Genomic DNA, 14,559 nt, shown 5'->3' on the forward strand with positions numbered 1-14,559 from the left:
AGAGAAATCAGAGAAGGAATACGGACATGAACTTCGCACACACCGAAGACCGCCGCATGCTGGCGGACACCCTGAACCGCTTTGTCTCCGAGCAGTACGGCATCGAGCACCGCAACCAGCTGGCCTATGGTGACGAAGGCCACAGCCCTGCGCTGTATGCGCAATTCGCCGAACTGGGCGCCATTGGTGCACTGTTCCCCGAGAGCGAAGGCGGCTTTGGCGGCGCTGGCTTTGACATCAGCGTGGTGTTTGAAGCCCTGGGCCGCGGCCTGGTGGCCGAGCCCCTGCTGGGCGCGCTGCTGGTCGGCCAGGCCCTGATCGCTGCCGGTACGCAGGCGCAAAAGGCCAAGCTGGAAGACATCGTTGCCGGCGGCCTGATCGCCACCCTGGCACACGAAGAGCCGGGCAGCCACTACGAGCTGAGCAATGTGGCGGCCACCGCCGCCAAGTCGGCCACGGGCTGGACGCTGAACGGCGCCAAGGCCGTGGTGGCGTTCGGCGAAAAGGCCGATCTTCTGCTGGTGTCGGCCCGCACAGCCGGCGGCCAGTTCGACACGGCTGGCATCAGCCTGTTCCTGGTCGACGGCAATGCCGCCGGCATCGCCAAGCGTGGCTACAGCCGCTTTGAAGGCGGCCGTGCGGCCGAGCTGACGTTCACCAACGTGCAGCTGGATGCCGACGCGCTGCTGGGCGCCGAAGGCCAGGGCCATGCCGTGCTGGAACGCATTCAAGGCTATGCGCTGCTGGCGCTGGCGGCCGAAGCGCTGGGCGCCATGGACGTGGCCAAGCAAAGCACGCGGGAATACCTGCAGACCCGCAAGCAGTTCGGCGTGGCGATTGGCACCTTCCAGGCACTGCAGCACCGCATGGCCGATCTGCTGCTGGAAGTGGAACAGATGCGCTCAGCAGTCATCAATGCTGCGGATGCCATCGACAACGCCGAAGGCGTGGCCCGTGAGAAAGTGCTGGCGGCAGCCAAGTACACCGCCGGCTATGTGGGCGCGCTGGTGGCCGAGGAAAGCATCCAGATGCATGGCGGCATCGGTATGACCTGGGAACTGCCGCTGGCCCACTATGCCAAGCGCCTGGTGCTGCTGGACCACCAGTTCGGCGACGAAGACCACCATCTGGAGCGCTTCATGGCGCTGAGCCAGCAGGCCTGAGGCCTGCGCTTATAAGCCGGCTTTTCCGCGCCACAGCCCTGCCGTGCACCCCCCGGTGTGCAGGCCGGGCGGTGCGCCTGCTTTCATTGCACACGGAGACAAGAACATGAGTGAACCGCTGCTGACCCGCCGTGAGGGCGAGGTACTGATCCTCTCCAACAACAACGTGGCGGCGCGCAATGCGCTGTCGCCGGAGTTTTATGCCGCAGTGGCCACCGCGCTGACGGCTGCAGCCACCGATCCCACCGTGGGTGCCGTGGTGCTGACGGGCGAGGGCGGTCATTTCTGTGCCGGCGGCGATTTGCGCCAACTGGCCAAGCGCCGTGAGCTGCCAATGGAGGAACGCCGTGCCAAGCTGGAAGGCCTGCACGACCTGATCCGCGCCGTGCGTGACTGCCCCAAGCCGGTGATCGCGGCCGTGGAAGGCGCGGCAGCCGGTGCCGGACTGTCGCTGGCGCTGGCCTGCGACATGCTGGTGGCGGCCCGCAACAGCGTGTTTTCCGTGGCCTATGTGAAGGTGGGGCTGACACCGGATGGCGGCGCCACAGCGTTCCTGGCCGAGTTCGTCTCGCGCCAGGTGCTGACCGAGCTGTGCCTGACGGGCGAGCGCATCAGCGGTGAACGCCTGGCCCAGCTGGGCCCGGTGAACCGCCTGACCGAGCCGGGTGCGGCACTGGAGCAGGCCGTGCAACTGGCCCAGCAGATTGCCTCCGGCCCCGACCAGGCCATGGCCCGCATCAAGGACCTGTGTCGCCAGGCTCCCCGGAACACGCTGGAGCAGCAGCTGGAGCTGGAAGCCCAGTACATGGTGCGCGCCCAGGAGACCGACGAATCCCGCGAAGGCATTGGCGCTTTCCTGGAAAAACGCAGCCCCGATTTTGTGAAGCTGCGCCGCCAGCAGCACTGAGCGCGCGCAGATCCAAGGAGACAGAGCAATGACAGAAAAGATGGCGCAGGCCCAGGACCAAGAGATGGATTTCCCGCTGGAAGGCGTGCGCGTGCTGGACCTTTCGCGTGTGTTTGCCGGCCCGTTGTGCGGACAGGTGCTGGCCGACTTCGGCGCGGAAGTGATCAAGGTGGAACACCCCGGCCGCGGTGACGATACGCGCGACTGGGGCATGCGCATCGGCAAGACCGAGACCACCTACTACAACAGCATGAACCGCAACAAGCGGTCCATCACCCTGGATCTGCAGACCCCGGAAGGTGTGCAACTGGTCCATGACCTGCTGCCGCAGTTTGACGTGGTGATCCACAACTTCAAGCACGGCGGCGCCGAAAAACTGGGTATCGGTTACGAACAGCTCAAGGCCATCAAGCCCGATCTGATCTACTGCAGCGTGGCCGGCTACAACAGCAGCACCCCCGAAGCCAAGCGCCCGGGCTACGACCTGGTGATCCAGGCCGAAGCCGGCCTGATGGCCATCAACGGCGAAGCGGGCACGCCGCCGCTGAAGTTCGGGGTGGCCGTGGTCGATCTGATGACCGGCATGTACGCCGCGCAGGCGGTGCTGGCAGCCCTGTTCCGCCGTGAACGCACAGGCCGTGGCCGCCAGGTGGAGCTGTCGCTCTACGACTGCGGCCTGGGTATCAACGGCTACTACGCCCTGGATGCCATGCTGCTGGGCCACGACACCCAGCGCTACGGCAATGCCCATCCGTCCATCGTGCCCTATGGCATGTTCGAGGCCGCGGACGGCCCGCTGATCATTGCGGTGGGCAACAACAGCCAGTTCGACAAGTTCTGCCGCCAGGTGGTGATGCGCCCCGACATTGTCGAGAACCCGCGCTTTGCCACCAATGTGGAGCGTGCCAAGAACCGCCTGGAACTGCTGCCCATCATGATGGCCATCATTGCCGGGTTCGAGCGCGAGGTGCTGCTGGAGCGCATGGCCGCCTGCGGCATCCCCAGCGGCCGCGTGGCCGGTCTGTACGACGCCCTGACCAGCGAACGCACGAAGCAAGCCGGAGTCTTCCAGCAAATGCCCCACCCCGTGGCGGGCCAGACCTGGGTGTTTGCGCCCCCGTACCGTCTGGACGGCCAGCGCCTGCCCATTCGCAATGCGCCCCCCACGCTGGGCGAAGGCACGCGGGAAGTGCTGCAGCAACTGCTGCAGCTGCCCGAAGCAGAACTGCAGGCCCTGCAAGCCAAGGGCGTGCTGACCCTGCCACAGACCTGAATGAAGGCCGCCCCACGGCGGCCAGGACCGCGATTCCCGCAAGGGCCACAGCTCGATGGCCCGGGAAGCGCTTTCACTTCCCCCATACCGACTGCCGAAGGAGACAACGACATGGGTACCCCGAATTTCAACCGCCGCACCGCCTTGCAAGGCATGGCCGCCCTGGCAGGCAGCAGCTTGTTGCCCCACGCAGCCTGGGCCAAGACCGCCTATCCGAGCAAGCCTGTGCGCTTCATCGTGCCTTTCAACCCCGGTGGTGCGACCGACATCGTGGCCCGCGTGCTGGGGGAGTCCATGTCCAAGCGCATGGGCCAGCCTATCCTGGTCGAGAACAAGGGCGGCGCAGCCGGCATGCTGGGCACGGACCAGGTGGCCAAGGCGGCAGCGGACGGCTACACGCTGGCCTTGTCGCTGAGCACCTCGCTGATGATCAACCAGTTTCTCTACACCAAGATGGCCTACAACCCGCAGAAGGACCTGCTGATGCTGTCGCAGATCGCGTCGGCGCCGGTCACGCTGGTGGTGCACCCTTCGGTGCCGGCCAACAACATGAAGGAGCTGCTGGCCTGGGTCAAGGCCAACAAGGGCAAGGTGTCCTATGGTTCCTGGGGCGTGGGTTCGTACGCCCACCTGGGTGGTGCCTACATGAGCAAGACCACCGGTGCCGAGATGACGCATGTGGCCTACAAGGGCGAAGCGCCGATGATCCAGGAGCTGATTGGCGGCCAGCTCCAGCTGTGCTTCTCCAGCGCGCAGAACACCAAGGCCTTCATCGATTCCGGCCGCCTCAAGGCCATCGGCGTGACGGGCCGCCAGCGCATGACCGTGCTGCCCAACCTGCCCACGATCCACGAGCAGGGCGTGACCGATGAGGCCTACGCCATTGCTGGCTGGGTGGCCATGGCGGCACCGGCAGGCACGCCCAAGGACATCGTGGACCAGATTTATGCCCAGGTGCGGGAGTCCGCCAAGGACCCGAAGGTGCAGGAACGCATTGCCGGAGCAGGCTTTTTGCCCATGTTCAGCAGCCCGGAGGAGTTTGCCAAGGCCTATGCCCGCGAAATGCCGGTGTGGAAAAACCTGATCGAGCTGGCGGAAGCCCGCCTCGACTGAGTGGAAAAGGGCTTCGGCAACTTGTCACCGTGCATGCATGCTGCAGTTGCAGCTTTTCAAAAGCGGAATTCGTACATCTGGAAGACAGATTTCTGAATTCCTGAATTCATAGCTGCCAGTGCTTGCTGTATAAGTGCTGGCATCCATTTCAATCACTTATTTGTGGAAAGAGCAAAGCCATGAAGGTACTGGTCCCAGTCAAGCGGGTGGTGGACTACAACGTGAAGGTCCGCGTGAAGTCGGACGGCACGGGCGTGGATATCGCCAACGTCAAGATGAGCATGAACCCGTTTGACGAGATTGCGGTGGAAGAAGCCGTGCGCCTGAAGGAAAAAGGCGTGGTCACGGAAGTGATCGCGGTCTCGTGCGGCGTGGCCCAGTGCCAGGAGACGCTGCGCACGGCCATGGCCATCGGTGCCGACCGCGGCATCCTGGTGGAGACCGATGCCGAGCTGCAGCCGCTGGCGATCGCCAAGCTGCTCAAAGCCCTGGTGGACAAGGAACAACCCGGCCTGGTGATCCTGGGCAAGCAGGCCATTGACGGCGACAACAACCAGACCGGCCAGATGCTGGCGGCCCTGGCCGACCTGCCCCAGGCGACCTTCGCCTCCAAGGTCGAAGTCGTGGGCGACAAGGTCAACGTCACGCGTGAAGTGGACGGCGGCCTGGAAACCGTGGCCCTGACCACCCCGGCCATCATCACCACCGACCTGCGCCTGAACGAGCCGCGCTACGTGACGCTGCCCAACATCATGAAGGCCAAGAAAAAGCAGCTGGATGTTCTCAAGCCCGAAGAGCTGGGCGTGGACGTGGCGCCCCGCATCAAGACGCTGAAGGTGGCCGAGCCTGCCAAGCGCGGTGCCGGCGTGAAGGTGCCGGACGTGGCCACGCTGGTGGACAAGCTCAAGAACGAAGCCAAGGTCATCTAAGACAGGCAGCACAAGGAGATCATAGAAATGACCGCACTCGTTATTGCAGAACACGACAACGCTTCGATCAAGGGCGCAACGCTGAACACCGTGACGGCCGCCAAGGCCTGCGGCGGCGAGGTGCACGTGCTGGTGGCCGGTGACAACGCTGGAGCTGCCGCAGCTGCCGCAGCCCAGATCGCTGGCGTGTCCAAGGTGATCCATGCCGACGGCGCCAGCCTCAAGGACGGCCTGGCCGAAAACCTGGCCGCCCAGGTGCTGGCGATCGCCGGCAACTACAGCCACATCCTGTTCCCGGCCACAGCCTCGGGCAAGAACGTGGCCCCCCGCGTGGCCGCCAAGCTGGACGTGGGCCAGATCAGCGACATCACCAAGGTGGACAGCGCCGATACGTTCGAGCGTCCCATCTACGCCGGCAACGCCGTGGCCACCGTGCAGTCGGCCGACGCCGTCAAGGTGATCACCGTGCGCGGCACCGGCTTTGATGCAGCGGCTGCCACCGGCGGCGCTGCGGCCGTGGAAACCGTGGCCGCCGTGGCGGACTCGGGCAAGAGCAGCTTTGTGGGCCGTGAAGTGACCAAGAACGACCGCCCCGAACTGACGGCCGCCAAGATCATCGTCTCCGGTGGTCGCGCGCTGGGCTCGGCCGAGAAGTTCAACGAAGTGATGACCCCACTGGCGGACAAGCTGGGCGCGGCCATCGGCGCTTCGCGCGCGGCAGTGGACGCGGGCTACGCCCCCAACGACCTGCAGGTGGGCCAGACCGGCAAGATCGTGGCGCCGCAGCTGTACATCGCCGCCGGCATCTCGGGCGCAATCCAGCACTTGGCAGGCATGAAGGACTCCAAGGTGATCGTGGCGATCAACAAGGACCCGGAAGCACCGATCTTCTCGGTGGCCGACTACGGTCTGGAAGCCGACCTGTTCCAGGCCGTGCCGGAGATGGTTTCCACGCTGTAAGCAGCGCTGACACGCCAACAAAAAAAGGAGCCTTGGGGCTCCTTTTTTTGTGCCGGGAATCCCGAGGCCATGTTGTTTTGGCGCACAAGCGGTGAACTCTGTGCTGGCGCAAACCAGCATCGCCCGCTGTGCGCTATGTCAGCCAAAAGCCGACAGTCGAAGTGTGCATGCGCTTTCGTCGGAAAGTACCTTTTATTGATTGTCAATCTGTGTAAATCTTGTTTCCTTTGTAATAGGTGATTACTATAATTTTTTCAGGACCGATCAATTTCGCCGCGATTTTCCATTCGCATAAATGGAAGACGGTCCGTCAGGACGCAAGGTCATGCTTCAAGAATACCGGCCGGAAACCGGTAGCTCCGCCTTGCCGAGGGGGAACCTCCCACCATGGTTGTGTCACTTAAGCATGCAAGACATGCGCGGGCGACAGCGGTGAGCTCGCAGCTTGCCGTCATCGCATTGGCTGCCGAAAGGCGGTCGTGTGCACGGGCAATAGGCCCGGCTTCATCAGACGGTCGTCAGGGGGGTCGCGTGCGGCATCAGACCGCTTCCAGCAAACGCCACCCAGAGACTGATTCTGTTTGCGCCCAGAGCGCAGTGTCTCGTTCCGGGAGGAGCTAGTGCCCACAGGACTAGCCATCACGCAGGAGAGGGCGTGAGTACAGCAACACGAGGAGATTTGAATATGCAACGTAAACCCATCGCACAACTCATCATCACCATGGGCGCAGCCACGCTGGCCTGGGGTGCCGCGGCGCAAACCGCCAGCAACAGCAATGTGCTGCAATTGCCCAAAGCCGTGGAAAAAGCCGTGACCACGCACCCCGAGGTGCGCGCGCGCTATCAGGATTTTGTTTCTTCGCTGGAAGGTCAAAACATCGCCCGTGGCGGCTGGCGTCCCCAGGTGACGGCCCAGGGTTGGGTGGGCAAGGAGTGGCGCAGCCACATGCCTGGCCAGTCCAACTATGACTGGAACCGTCCGGGCTGGAACCTGGATCTGCGCCAGCTGATTTTTGATGGTGGCATCACCACCAACAACATCCGCCAGTGGGGCTATGAAAAGCTGTCGGGCTATTACGAACTGATGGCGACTAGCAACAACCTGGCCAACGAGGCGGTGGCCGCCTATCTGGATGTGCAGCGCTACCGCGAAATGCGCAGCATGGCGCGCGAGAACTACAGCATGCACGAAGGCACGCTGAGCCAGTTGCGCGAACGTCAGCAGTCCGGTGTGGGCCGTGGCGTCGACCTGGAGCAGGCCAATGGCCGTCTGGCATTGGCGCAGACCAATCTGATGACCGAGAGCAACAACCTCAACGATGTGACGCAGCGCTACCGCCGTGTGATCGGGGAATATCCAGTGGCCGATCTGGATCCGGTGCCGGATATCACGGCACAGCTGCCCAATGCCGGTACGACGCAGAATTTTGTCGAATCCCTGCGCGGCAACCCCAGCCTGCTGTCCAAGCAGGCGCTGGTGCAGGCCGCCCAGGCGGGTGAGAAATCGGCCAAGGGCTCGCGCGCTCCGCTGGTGGAACTGCGCGCTGGCGTGGGGCGCGACCGCACCCAGCCGGACGGCATCTACCGCGACATGCAGACCGCCAATGTGCAGGTGCTGATGACCTACAACCTGTACCGCGGCGGTGCCGATGAGGCGCGCGTGCGCCAGACGATTGCCCAGGGCTATGCTGCGCGCGATGTGGCGGATTACACCTGCCGCAACATCCAGCAGGAGCTGTCGGTGTCGTGGAACAACATCGTGCGTCTGCGCCAGCAACTGCCTTTCCTGCGTGAGCACGAGCTGTCCACCAGCAAGGTGAAAGTGGCCTATCAGCAGCAGTTCCAGATTGGCCAGCGCTCGCTGCTGGACTTGCTGGATACCGAGAACGAGCTGTTCGATGCACGCCGTTCGCTGCTCAACGCGCAGTACGACCTGAAGAAGCAGGAGTACCAGTGGCTGGCGCTGTCGAACAAGCTGCTGACCACGCTGGGTCTGGCACAGCCGCATGCAGGGGATCTGCCTGAAGAGCAGCAGTCCCTGGTGCTGCCGGATGATCTACTGCAAGCTTGCATGACTCCATTGCCTGACACTACCAATCTGGCTCCTGTCGTAGCGTATGGTGACGGGGACAAGCCCCCTGTGCTGAAAACCAAGTAGTACGGGGCAACCTTTGCAACGAAACGGGACCGGCGTGATGCTGGTCCCTGTAAGAGACATGGACCATCCACACCAGCCACCGGAAGATTCTGCGGGACGTGGCAAGCAGGCGATGAGCGATCTGGACGACGGTTTCATCCGCGTGCTGGAAGACTTGATTGATGCATTGCTGCGCAACGGGACTTTGCGCCTGACCGATCTGCCCCCCCAGGCCCTGGAAAAATTGGAACGCCGCAAGGCTGCCCGTCAGCGCATGCGCGATACGCACAGCCTGATCAATGACGACGATGAGTTGATCTGAGATATCCATGTCGCTTCAAGAAAAAGATACCGTGGCCTCCGAGGCCGTGCGTCCGCAAGCGGATGCACACACCCAATCCGCAGCCCAATCCGAAGCCCAAGCCGTACTGGCCGCTGCCGGAAAGATGGATGCCGATGCGGTGCGGTCACCGGGCCCCTCGGTGACGCTCCAGGGTATGCCGGCACCCCATACGGTGCATGACGATCCCTTGCTGGCCTGCCTGGTCGAAATCACGCGCATCCATGGCAATCCACTGACTGCGCAGGCCTTGAGCAGCGGCTTGCCTTTGGTGAATCAGCGCCTGACACCATCATTGCTGGCACGGGCAGCACAGCGTGCACACTGCACGGCTCGTGTGGTGCGCCGCCACCTGGACCATCTGCCGGCGGAGCTGCTGCCGGCCATCGTATTGCTGAAAGGTGACCGCGCTGCCCTGCTGCTGCAGGTGCAGGCCGATGGGCGGTTGCTGGTGCAGTACCCGGAGTCTGAAGGCGCGGTGCTGGTGGAGCGGGAGGTGTTGCAGGCCCAGTACGCCGGCGTGATGTGCTTTGTGCGTCCGCAGTTCCGGCTGGAAAAGCGTTCCATCCAGGCCGGAACGGAGGCGCGCAGCAGCCACTGGTTCTGGGCCGTGATCTGGGAGAACTGGCGCCTGTACCGTGATGCGCTGGTGGCCGCAGTGCTGATCAATGTGTTTGCATTGGCCATGCCCATGTTCTCCATGAATGTGTACGACCGGGTCGTACCCAACAATGCGTTTGAAACCCTGTGGGTGCTGGCGATCGGCATCGGCCTGGTGCTGCTGTTCAACTTTGCGCTGAGCACCTTGCGTTCCTATGTGGTGGATACCGCCAGCAAGCGTGTGGACGTCAAGCTGTCCGCCCAGATCATGGAACGGGTGCTGGACCTGCGCATGGAGGCGCGGCCTGCTTCGGTGGGCTCGTTTGCGTCGAACCTGCGCTCGTTTGAATCGGTGCGCGACTTCATTGCCTCGGCCAGCCTGACCACGCTGGTCGATCTGCCGTTTGTGCTGCTGTTCCTGGCCGTGCTGGCCTGGATCTCGCCGTGGATGCTGATTCCGCCCGTGGTGGCGATTGCCGCCGTGCTGGCCGTGTCGTTTGCCGCCCAGGCACGCATGGAAGCCATGACCATCAAGACCTTCCAGGCGGCTTCGCAGCGCAATGCGGTGCTGGTGGAGTCGCTGACCAATCTGGAAGCCGTCAAGACCCTGAACGCCCAGGGCAGCGTGCAGCGCCTGTGGGAGAGCTCCACCGAATATCTGGCCTACATGGGCGGCAAGATCAAGCTGATCTCCTCGGCCACGGTGAACTTTGTGCAGACCATGCAGCAGATGGTGTCTGTGGCAGTGGTGGTGATCGGTGTCTATCTGGTGCAGGACGCATCGCTTTCCATGGGTGGCATCATCGCGGCCTCCATGATTGCAGGGCGCTGCCTGGCGCCGCTGGGGCAGGTGGCGGGGCTGATGATGCAGTACCAGAACGCGCGCACCTCGCTGAACTCCATCGACAACTACATGAAGATGCCGGTGGAGCGCTCGCAGGACAAGGAATATGTCAGCCGCCCGAACCTGCAGGGGGCGATCGAGTTCCGCAACGTCAGCTTCTCCTATCCCGGCAGCAAGCAGCCGGTGCTGAGCAATCTGTCGCTGAAGTTGGCGGCCGGTGAGCGTGTGGGCATCATCGGCCGCATTGGATCGGGCAAGAGTACCCTGGAAAAGCTGGTGCTGGGCCTGTACCAGCCGACCGAAGGTGCGGTGCTGGTGGATGGGGTGGACGTGCGCCAGATCGACCCCAGCGACCTGCGCCGCGCCATCGGCCACGTGCCCCAGGACCCCATGCTGTTCTACGGCAGCCTCAAGCACAACCTGCTGATCGGTGCGCCGTTTGCCAGCGAAGACGATATGCTGCGCGCCGCCCACTTGGCCGGTGTGAACGAATTTGCCGACCAGCACCCCGATGGCTATGACATGCCCATTGGTGAGCGTGGCGAGTCCTTGTCGGGTGGTCAGCGCCAATCCATTGCGGTGGCGCGCGCCATGATCCATGACCCGGCGGTGCTGTTGCTGGACGAACCCAGCAGCAACCTGGACAACCAGAGCGAGGCCATGTTGCGCCGCCGCCTGATGGAGGCCGGCAAGGGCAAGAGCATGCTGCTGGTGACACACCGCACCGCATTGCTGGAGCTGGTGGACCGCCTGATCGTGGTGGATGGCGGAAAGATTGTGGCCGATGGTCCCAAGGACCAGGTGGTTCAGGCCCTCAAGCAAGGTCGTATCGGAAGCGTGGCAGGGCGGGCATGACTGTGAATATCAAAGACAAGATCGCAAGCCGTCTGCGCCGCGGCATTCAATGGCTGATGGATGGCAGCGAAGCTGTCAGCCAGCACAACGCGGCCGACTTTGCGGCCGATGCGCAATGGGCCACCGGCCAGCAGCAAGCCAAGGGCTCGCGCCTGCTGGTCTGGGCATCGCTGGTGGTGGTGCTGGTCCTGCTGGTCTGGGCCTGCCTGGGGCATATCGACGAGGTGGTGCGCGGCCAGGGCAAGGTGGTTCCTTCGCGCCAGGTGCAGGTGGTGCAAAGCCTGGACGGCGGGGTGGTGGAAGAAATTCTGGTGCGCCCCGGCCAGCATGTGGAAGAAGGCCAGGTGCTGCTGCGCATCGACCCCACGCGCTACAGCGCTTCGCTGGGGGAGAACAAGGCCGAAGTGCTGTCGCTGAAAGCCAAGGCTGCACGCCTGGAAGCCCTGGCTTCGGGCGAGGTGATGCAGATGCCGGAGGAAGTCATGACGGCAGCCCCCAAGCTGGCGGAAATGGAACGCCGGGTCTGGGAAAGCCGCACGCAGGAATTCAACACCACCATCAACATCGCCCGCGACCAGTTGCGCCAACGCCAGCAGGAGCTGCGTGAAACCCTGGCCAACCGTGACCAGGCATCTTCCAGCTGCAGCCTGACATCGGAAGAACTGGCGGTGACCAAGCCGCTGCTCAAGAGCGGTGCCGTGTCGGAAGTGGACCTGTTGCGCTTGCAACGTGACGTGGCCCGTTTCTGCGGTGAGGCCAAGGCGGCCGGCGCCCAAAGCGACCGCATCCGTGCAGCCATTCAGGAAGCGGAGAAGAAGATTCAAGAAGCCGAGCTCAATGTGCGCAACCAGGCACGTGTGGAGCTGTCTGACGCCCGCGCCAAGCTCAGCTCCCTGGAGCAGGGCCAACTGGCGCTGCAAGATCGTGTGAAGCTGGCCGAGGTTCGCTCCCCCGTGCGCGGCACAGTCAACACGCTGATGGCCAATACCGTGGGCGGTGTGGTGCAGCCCGGCAAGGACATCCTGGACATCGTGCCTACGGATGACACCTTGCTGCTGGAGGTGCAGATCAACCCGCGTGATATTGGCTTCCTGCACTTCGGGCAAAAGGCCGAAGTCAAGTTCACTGCCTACGACTTTGCCATCTACGGTGGCTTGAGCGGTCTGGTGGAGCAGATCGGTGCCAACACCATCACCGACGAGAAGGGCAACTCCTTCTACATCGGCAAGGTGCGTACCGAGCGTGCCCATGTGGGTGACGATTCGCGCCCCATCATCCCCGGCATGCAGGCCGAGGTGCACATCCTCACCGGCCAGCGCACGCTGATGCAGTACCTGCTCAAGCCCATCCTGCGTGCCAAGTCGAATGCCTTGACCGAACGCTAGCTCACCTAAAACGAAGAAATGATCTGGGGGGAATTGGAATGTATGCACTGCCCGTTTTGATGCTTACACAAGATGCTGCGCTGTGGCAGCACTGGCAGCAGGTGGCAGGCCCGCAGTGGCTGCCTGCACGCGGCACCAGCTTGGCGGATCTGGAACGCTGGAAGCAGCAAGGCCGGCATCTGGCCATTCTGGATGCAAGCCTGCCGCAGCTGCCGCAATGGGGCGATGCACGCTGGAGTGGCCTGCTGGGCGAGATGAAGCTGCTGGTGCTGAGCAGCCGTCCCAGTGATGACGTGGGCCGGCAGGTGCTGGCGGCCGGTGCCAGCGGTTATGCGCATGCCTATTCCACCCCGGCAACGCTGGGCAGCATCTTGCAGAGCATTGCCACCGGCAATATCTGGCTGGGTCGTTCCTTGCTGCAGCGCTTGCTGCAGGATGTGGGCACCCGTCTGCCTGAACCCGGGGTGCAGTGGGCCGATGCACTGTCCCAGCGCGAACAGGAAGTGGCACGCTTTGCGGCCATGGGGGACAGCAATGCGGAAATTGCCGACCGTTTGTCCATCAGCGAGCGGACTGTGCGTGCCCACTTGTCGGCCATTTTTGAAAAGCTGCAGGTGAGCGACCGCCTGATGCTGGCCCTGAAAGTGCACGGCATTGGCAAGAAAACGCCTGCGTGAGCTGTACATGGGGTTGCAGTAAGAGTGCGGTGTACGCAGCTTGGGTAAGCATAGATTGCTATGTAATTTGATGTCCTGAAGGGAGCAGGGGTACCTGCGCCCAGAAGCAAAAGGCCTGCCGTTTCGGCAGGCCTTTTGCGTTCATGGGCCGTATCAAATCCGTTCAGAACGACCGTTTGGCGGCGCAGCCAATCGATGGCGCCGCCGCCAATAGCAACGAAGCAGGTGGCTTCCTACCATGCCTCCCAGATGCCTCATGAAGGTCATAGGCACAGGGCTTCTCACGCATTCACTCAGAGAGACAAATCATGGCAACCACCACCGTTCTCGTTACGCAGCTGACTGGTCAAGCATGGATCCGCGATGCGGATGGCAACCTTACCCCCTTGCGCACAGGCATGCGTATCCCGGTGGATGCACAGCTCGTGACCGCCTCCGGCAGTACGGTCCAGCTGCAAGCCGATGGTCAGCCGCCCATGACCGTGGGTGAGAACCAGAACGTGGCCTTGAACAAGGATGTGTTCGAGGATGTTCCCGCGGCCGAAGCGGCCGTGCCCGCTGCCGCTGATGCGCAGGTCGATGGCCTGATTGCGGCCATCAACCAGGGGCAGGATCCGTTGGCAGATCTGGAACCCACCGCCGCAGTGCTGGCGGGTGGTGGTGGTGCTGGCAGCAGCTTCACGCGCCTGTCCAGTGTGGTGGAAGTCACATCCCCGCTGGCGCTGGCCTACCCCCGCGGCACTTCGGAAGAGGTGCAGGACCGTACCAGCGGGGCGGCTGCGGTGCAGGCAGCCGCTGCGGATACAGCGGCTCCAACGGAACCAGCCACTTACGCCGGGCAGATCACCTTGAGCGCAGCGGCGCAGGTGATTGAAGGCAACCTGATCGTGGTGACTGCTACGGTCAACAACCCGCCCGTGGGCTCTGACCTGGTCATCACGCTCACTACCGGCCAAATCATCATCATTCCTGTGGGGTCCACCACCGGGAGCGTGGAGATTTCCACCCGTCCTGATGAAGCGCACATACAGGGCACGGATACCTTGACGTTCGAGGTAGGCGGCACAACGGGCGGCGGCTACACCAGTATTGACACCGGCAGCCCAGCCAGCACGGATGTGGTGGACGATGGTGACCAGACTGTGGCCACGCTGACTAGCACAGGTGAGGGCAACGAAGATACCGGCTCGATCACCTACACGGTGACGCTGAACAATGCCACGCAAGGTGCGCAGGACTTCAAGCTCACACTGAGCAACGGCCAGGAAGTGACCATCACTGTCGCAGCCGGTGCTGCCACGGGCACCGTCACCGTGGGCTGGGGCGCCGAACTGCCACCGGGCACGGTGGCACTGGATGGCTACCCCGATTCGGAC

At 63.2% G+C, this 14,559-nt stretch carries 12 protein-coding genes; all 12 read left to right on the forward strand.

The genetic code is table 11. From position 1 onward, the window contains the following. Window positions 1–26 precede the first annotated feature (26 nt). Complete coding sequence (locus KW830_RS20625) at window positions 27–1,163, forward strand: acyl-CoA dehydrogenase family protein (RefSeq protein ID WP_218334242.1); 1,137 nt, start codon at window positions 27–29, stop codon at window positions 1,161–1,163. 106 nt (window positions 1,164–1,269) lie between these two features. Beyond that, window positions 1,270–2,070: an oxepin-CoA hydrolase, alternative type gene (locus tag KW830_RS20630; protein ID WP_066540887.1), complete on the forward strand. Its 801-nt coding sequence runs from the start codon at window positions 1,270–1,272 to the stop codon at window positions 2,068–2,070. A 28-nt stretch (window positions 2,071–2,098) separates the two neighbouring features. After that, the gene (locus KW830_RS20635) at window positions 2,099–3,343 is read left to right on the forward strand and encodes a CaiB/BaiF CoA transferase family protein (protein WP_370626163.1); all 1,245 of its coding nucleotides are present in this window, start codon (window positions 2,099–2,101) and stop codon (window positions 3,341–3,343) included. Between the two features lie 111 nt (window positions 3,344–3,454). After that, entirely contained in the window at window positions 3,455–4,456 is a 1,002-nt protein-coding gene (locus tag KW830_RS20640; RefSeq protein WP_066540886.1) for a tripartite tricarboxylate transporter substrate binding protein, read from the forward strand. A 179-nt stretch (window positions 4,457–4,635) separates the two neighbouring features. Further along, on the forward strand, window positions 4,636–5,385 hold the full coding sequence (locus KW830_RS20645) for an electron transfer flavoprotein subunit beta/FixA family protein (RefSeq protein WP_218334243.1): 750 nt from the start codon (window positions 4,636–4,638) through the stop codon (window positions 5,383–5,385). Window positions 5,386–5,412: 27 nt separating this feature from the next. Continuing rightward, window positions 5,413–6,345 (forward strand): electron transfer flavoprotein subunit alpha/FixB family protein, encoded by a 933-nt coding sequence (locus KW830_RS20650; RefSeq protein ID WP_218334244.1) that lies wholly within the window; start codon window positions 5,413–5,415, stop codon window positions 6,343–6,345. 685 nt (window positions 6,346–7,030) lie between these two features. Next, on the forward strand, window positions 7,031–8,503 hold the full coding sequence (locus tag KW830_RS20655) for a TolC family outer membrane protein (RefSeq protein WP_066541988.1): 1,473 nt from the start codon (window positions 7,031–7,033) through the stop codon (window positions 8,501–8,503). Between the two features lie 58 nt (window positions 8,504–8,561). Beyond that, on the forward strand, window positions 8,562–8,804 hold the full coding sequence (locus tag KW830_RS20660) for a hypothetical protein (RefSeq protein WP_115594621.1): 243 nt from the start codon (window positions 8,562–8,564) through the stop codon (window positions 8,802–8,804). Window positions 8,805–8,979: 175 nt separating this feature from the next. Beyond that, on the forward strand, window positions 8,980–11,121 hold the full coding sequence (locus tag KW830_RS20665) for a type I secretion system permease/ATPase (RefSeq protein WP_218334272.1): 2,142 nt from the start codon (window positions 8,980–8,982) through the stop codon (window positions 11,119–11,121). After that, entirely contained in the window at window positions 11,118–12,506 is a 1,389-nt protein-coding gene (locus tag KW830_RS20670; protein WP_066541990.1) for an HlyD family type I secretion periplasmic adaptor subunit, read from the forward strand. Before KW830_RS20665 ends, KW830_RS20670 begins: the two co-directional genes overlap by 4 nt. Before the next feature lie 38 nt (window positions 12,507–12,544). Beyond that, window positions 12,545–13,183 carry a response regulator transcription factor gene (locus tag KW830_RS20675; protein ID WP_218334245.1) on the forward strand — a complete coding sequence of 213 codons (639 nt, stop codon included), beginning with the start codon at window positions 12,545–12,547 and terminating at the stop codon, window positions 13,181–13,183. 308 nt (window positions 13,184–13,491) lie between these two features. Continuing rightward, a partial coding sequence (locus tag KW830_RS20680; RefSeq protein WP_218334246.1) for a retention module-containing protein occupies window positions 13,492–14,559 on the forward strand: 1,068 nt, incomplete at its 3' end.

Source organism: Comamonas sp. CMM03, assembly GCF_019218715.1.
Lineage (GTDB): Bacteria > Pseudomonadota > Gammaproteobacteria > Burkholderiales > Burkholderiaceae_C > Comamonas > Comamonas terrigena.

Bases quoted from the DNA above. Each gene is read 5' to 3' on its own strand.
- KW830_RS20625 (WP_218334242.1), top strand. From the start codon at position 27: ATGAACTTCGCACACACCGAAGACCGCCGCATGCTGGCGGACACCCTG.
- KW830_RS20665 (WP_218334272.1), top strand. From the start codon at position 8,980: ATGCCGGCACCCCATACGGTGCATGACGATCCCTTGCTGGCCTGCCTG.
- KW830_RS20635 (WP_370626163.1), top strand. From the start codon at position 2,099: ATGACAGAAAAGATGGCGCAGGCCCAGGACCAAGAGATGGATTTCCCG.
- KW830_RS20655 (WP_066541988.1), top strand. From the start codon at position 7,031: ATGCAACGTAAACCCATCGCACAACTCATCATCACCATGGGCGCAGCC.
- KW830_RS20645 (WP_218334243.1), top strand. From the start codon at position 4,636: ATGAAGGTACTGGTCCCAGTCAAGCGGGTGGTGGACTACAACGTGAAG.
- KW830_RS20630 (WP_066540887.1), top strand. From the start codon at position 1,270: ATGAGTGAACCGCTGCTGACCCGCCGTGAGGGCGAGGTACTGATCCTC.
- KW830_RS20670 (WP_066541990.1), top strand. From the start codon at position 11,118: ATGACTGTGAATATCAAAGACAAGATCGCAAGCCGTCTGCGCCGCGGC.
- KW830_RS20660 (WP_115594621.1), top strand. From the start codon at position 8,562: ATGGACCATCCACACCAGCCACCGGAAGATTCTGCGGGACGTGGCAAG.
- KW830_RS20640 (WP_066540886.1), top strand. From the start codon at position 3,455: ATGGGTACCCCGAATTTCAACCGCCGCACCGCCTTGCAAGGCATGGCC.
- KW830_RS20650 (WP_218334244.1), top strand. From the start codon at position 5,413: ATGACCGCACTCGTTATTGCAGAACACGACAACGCTTCGATCAAGGGC.
- KW830_RS20675 (WP_218334245.1), top strand. From the start codon at position 12,545: ATGTATGCACTGCCCGTTTTGATGCTTACACAAGATGCTGCGCTGTGG.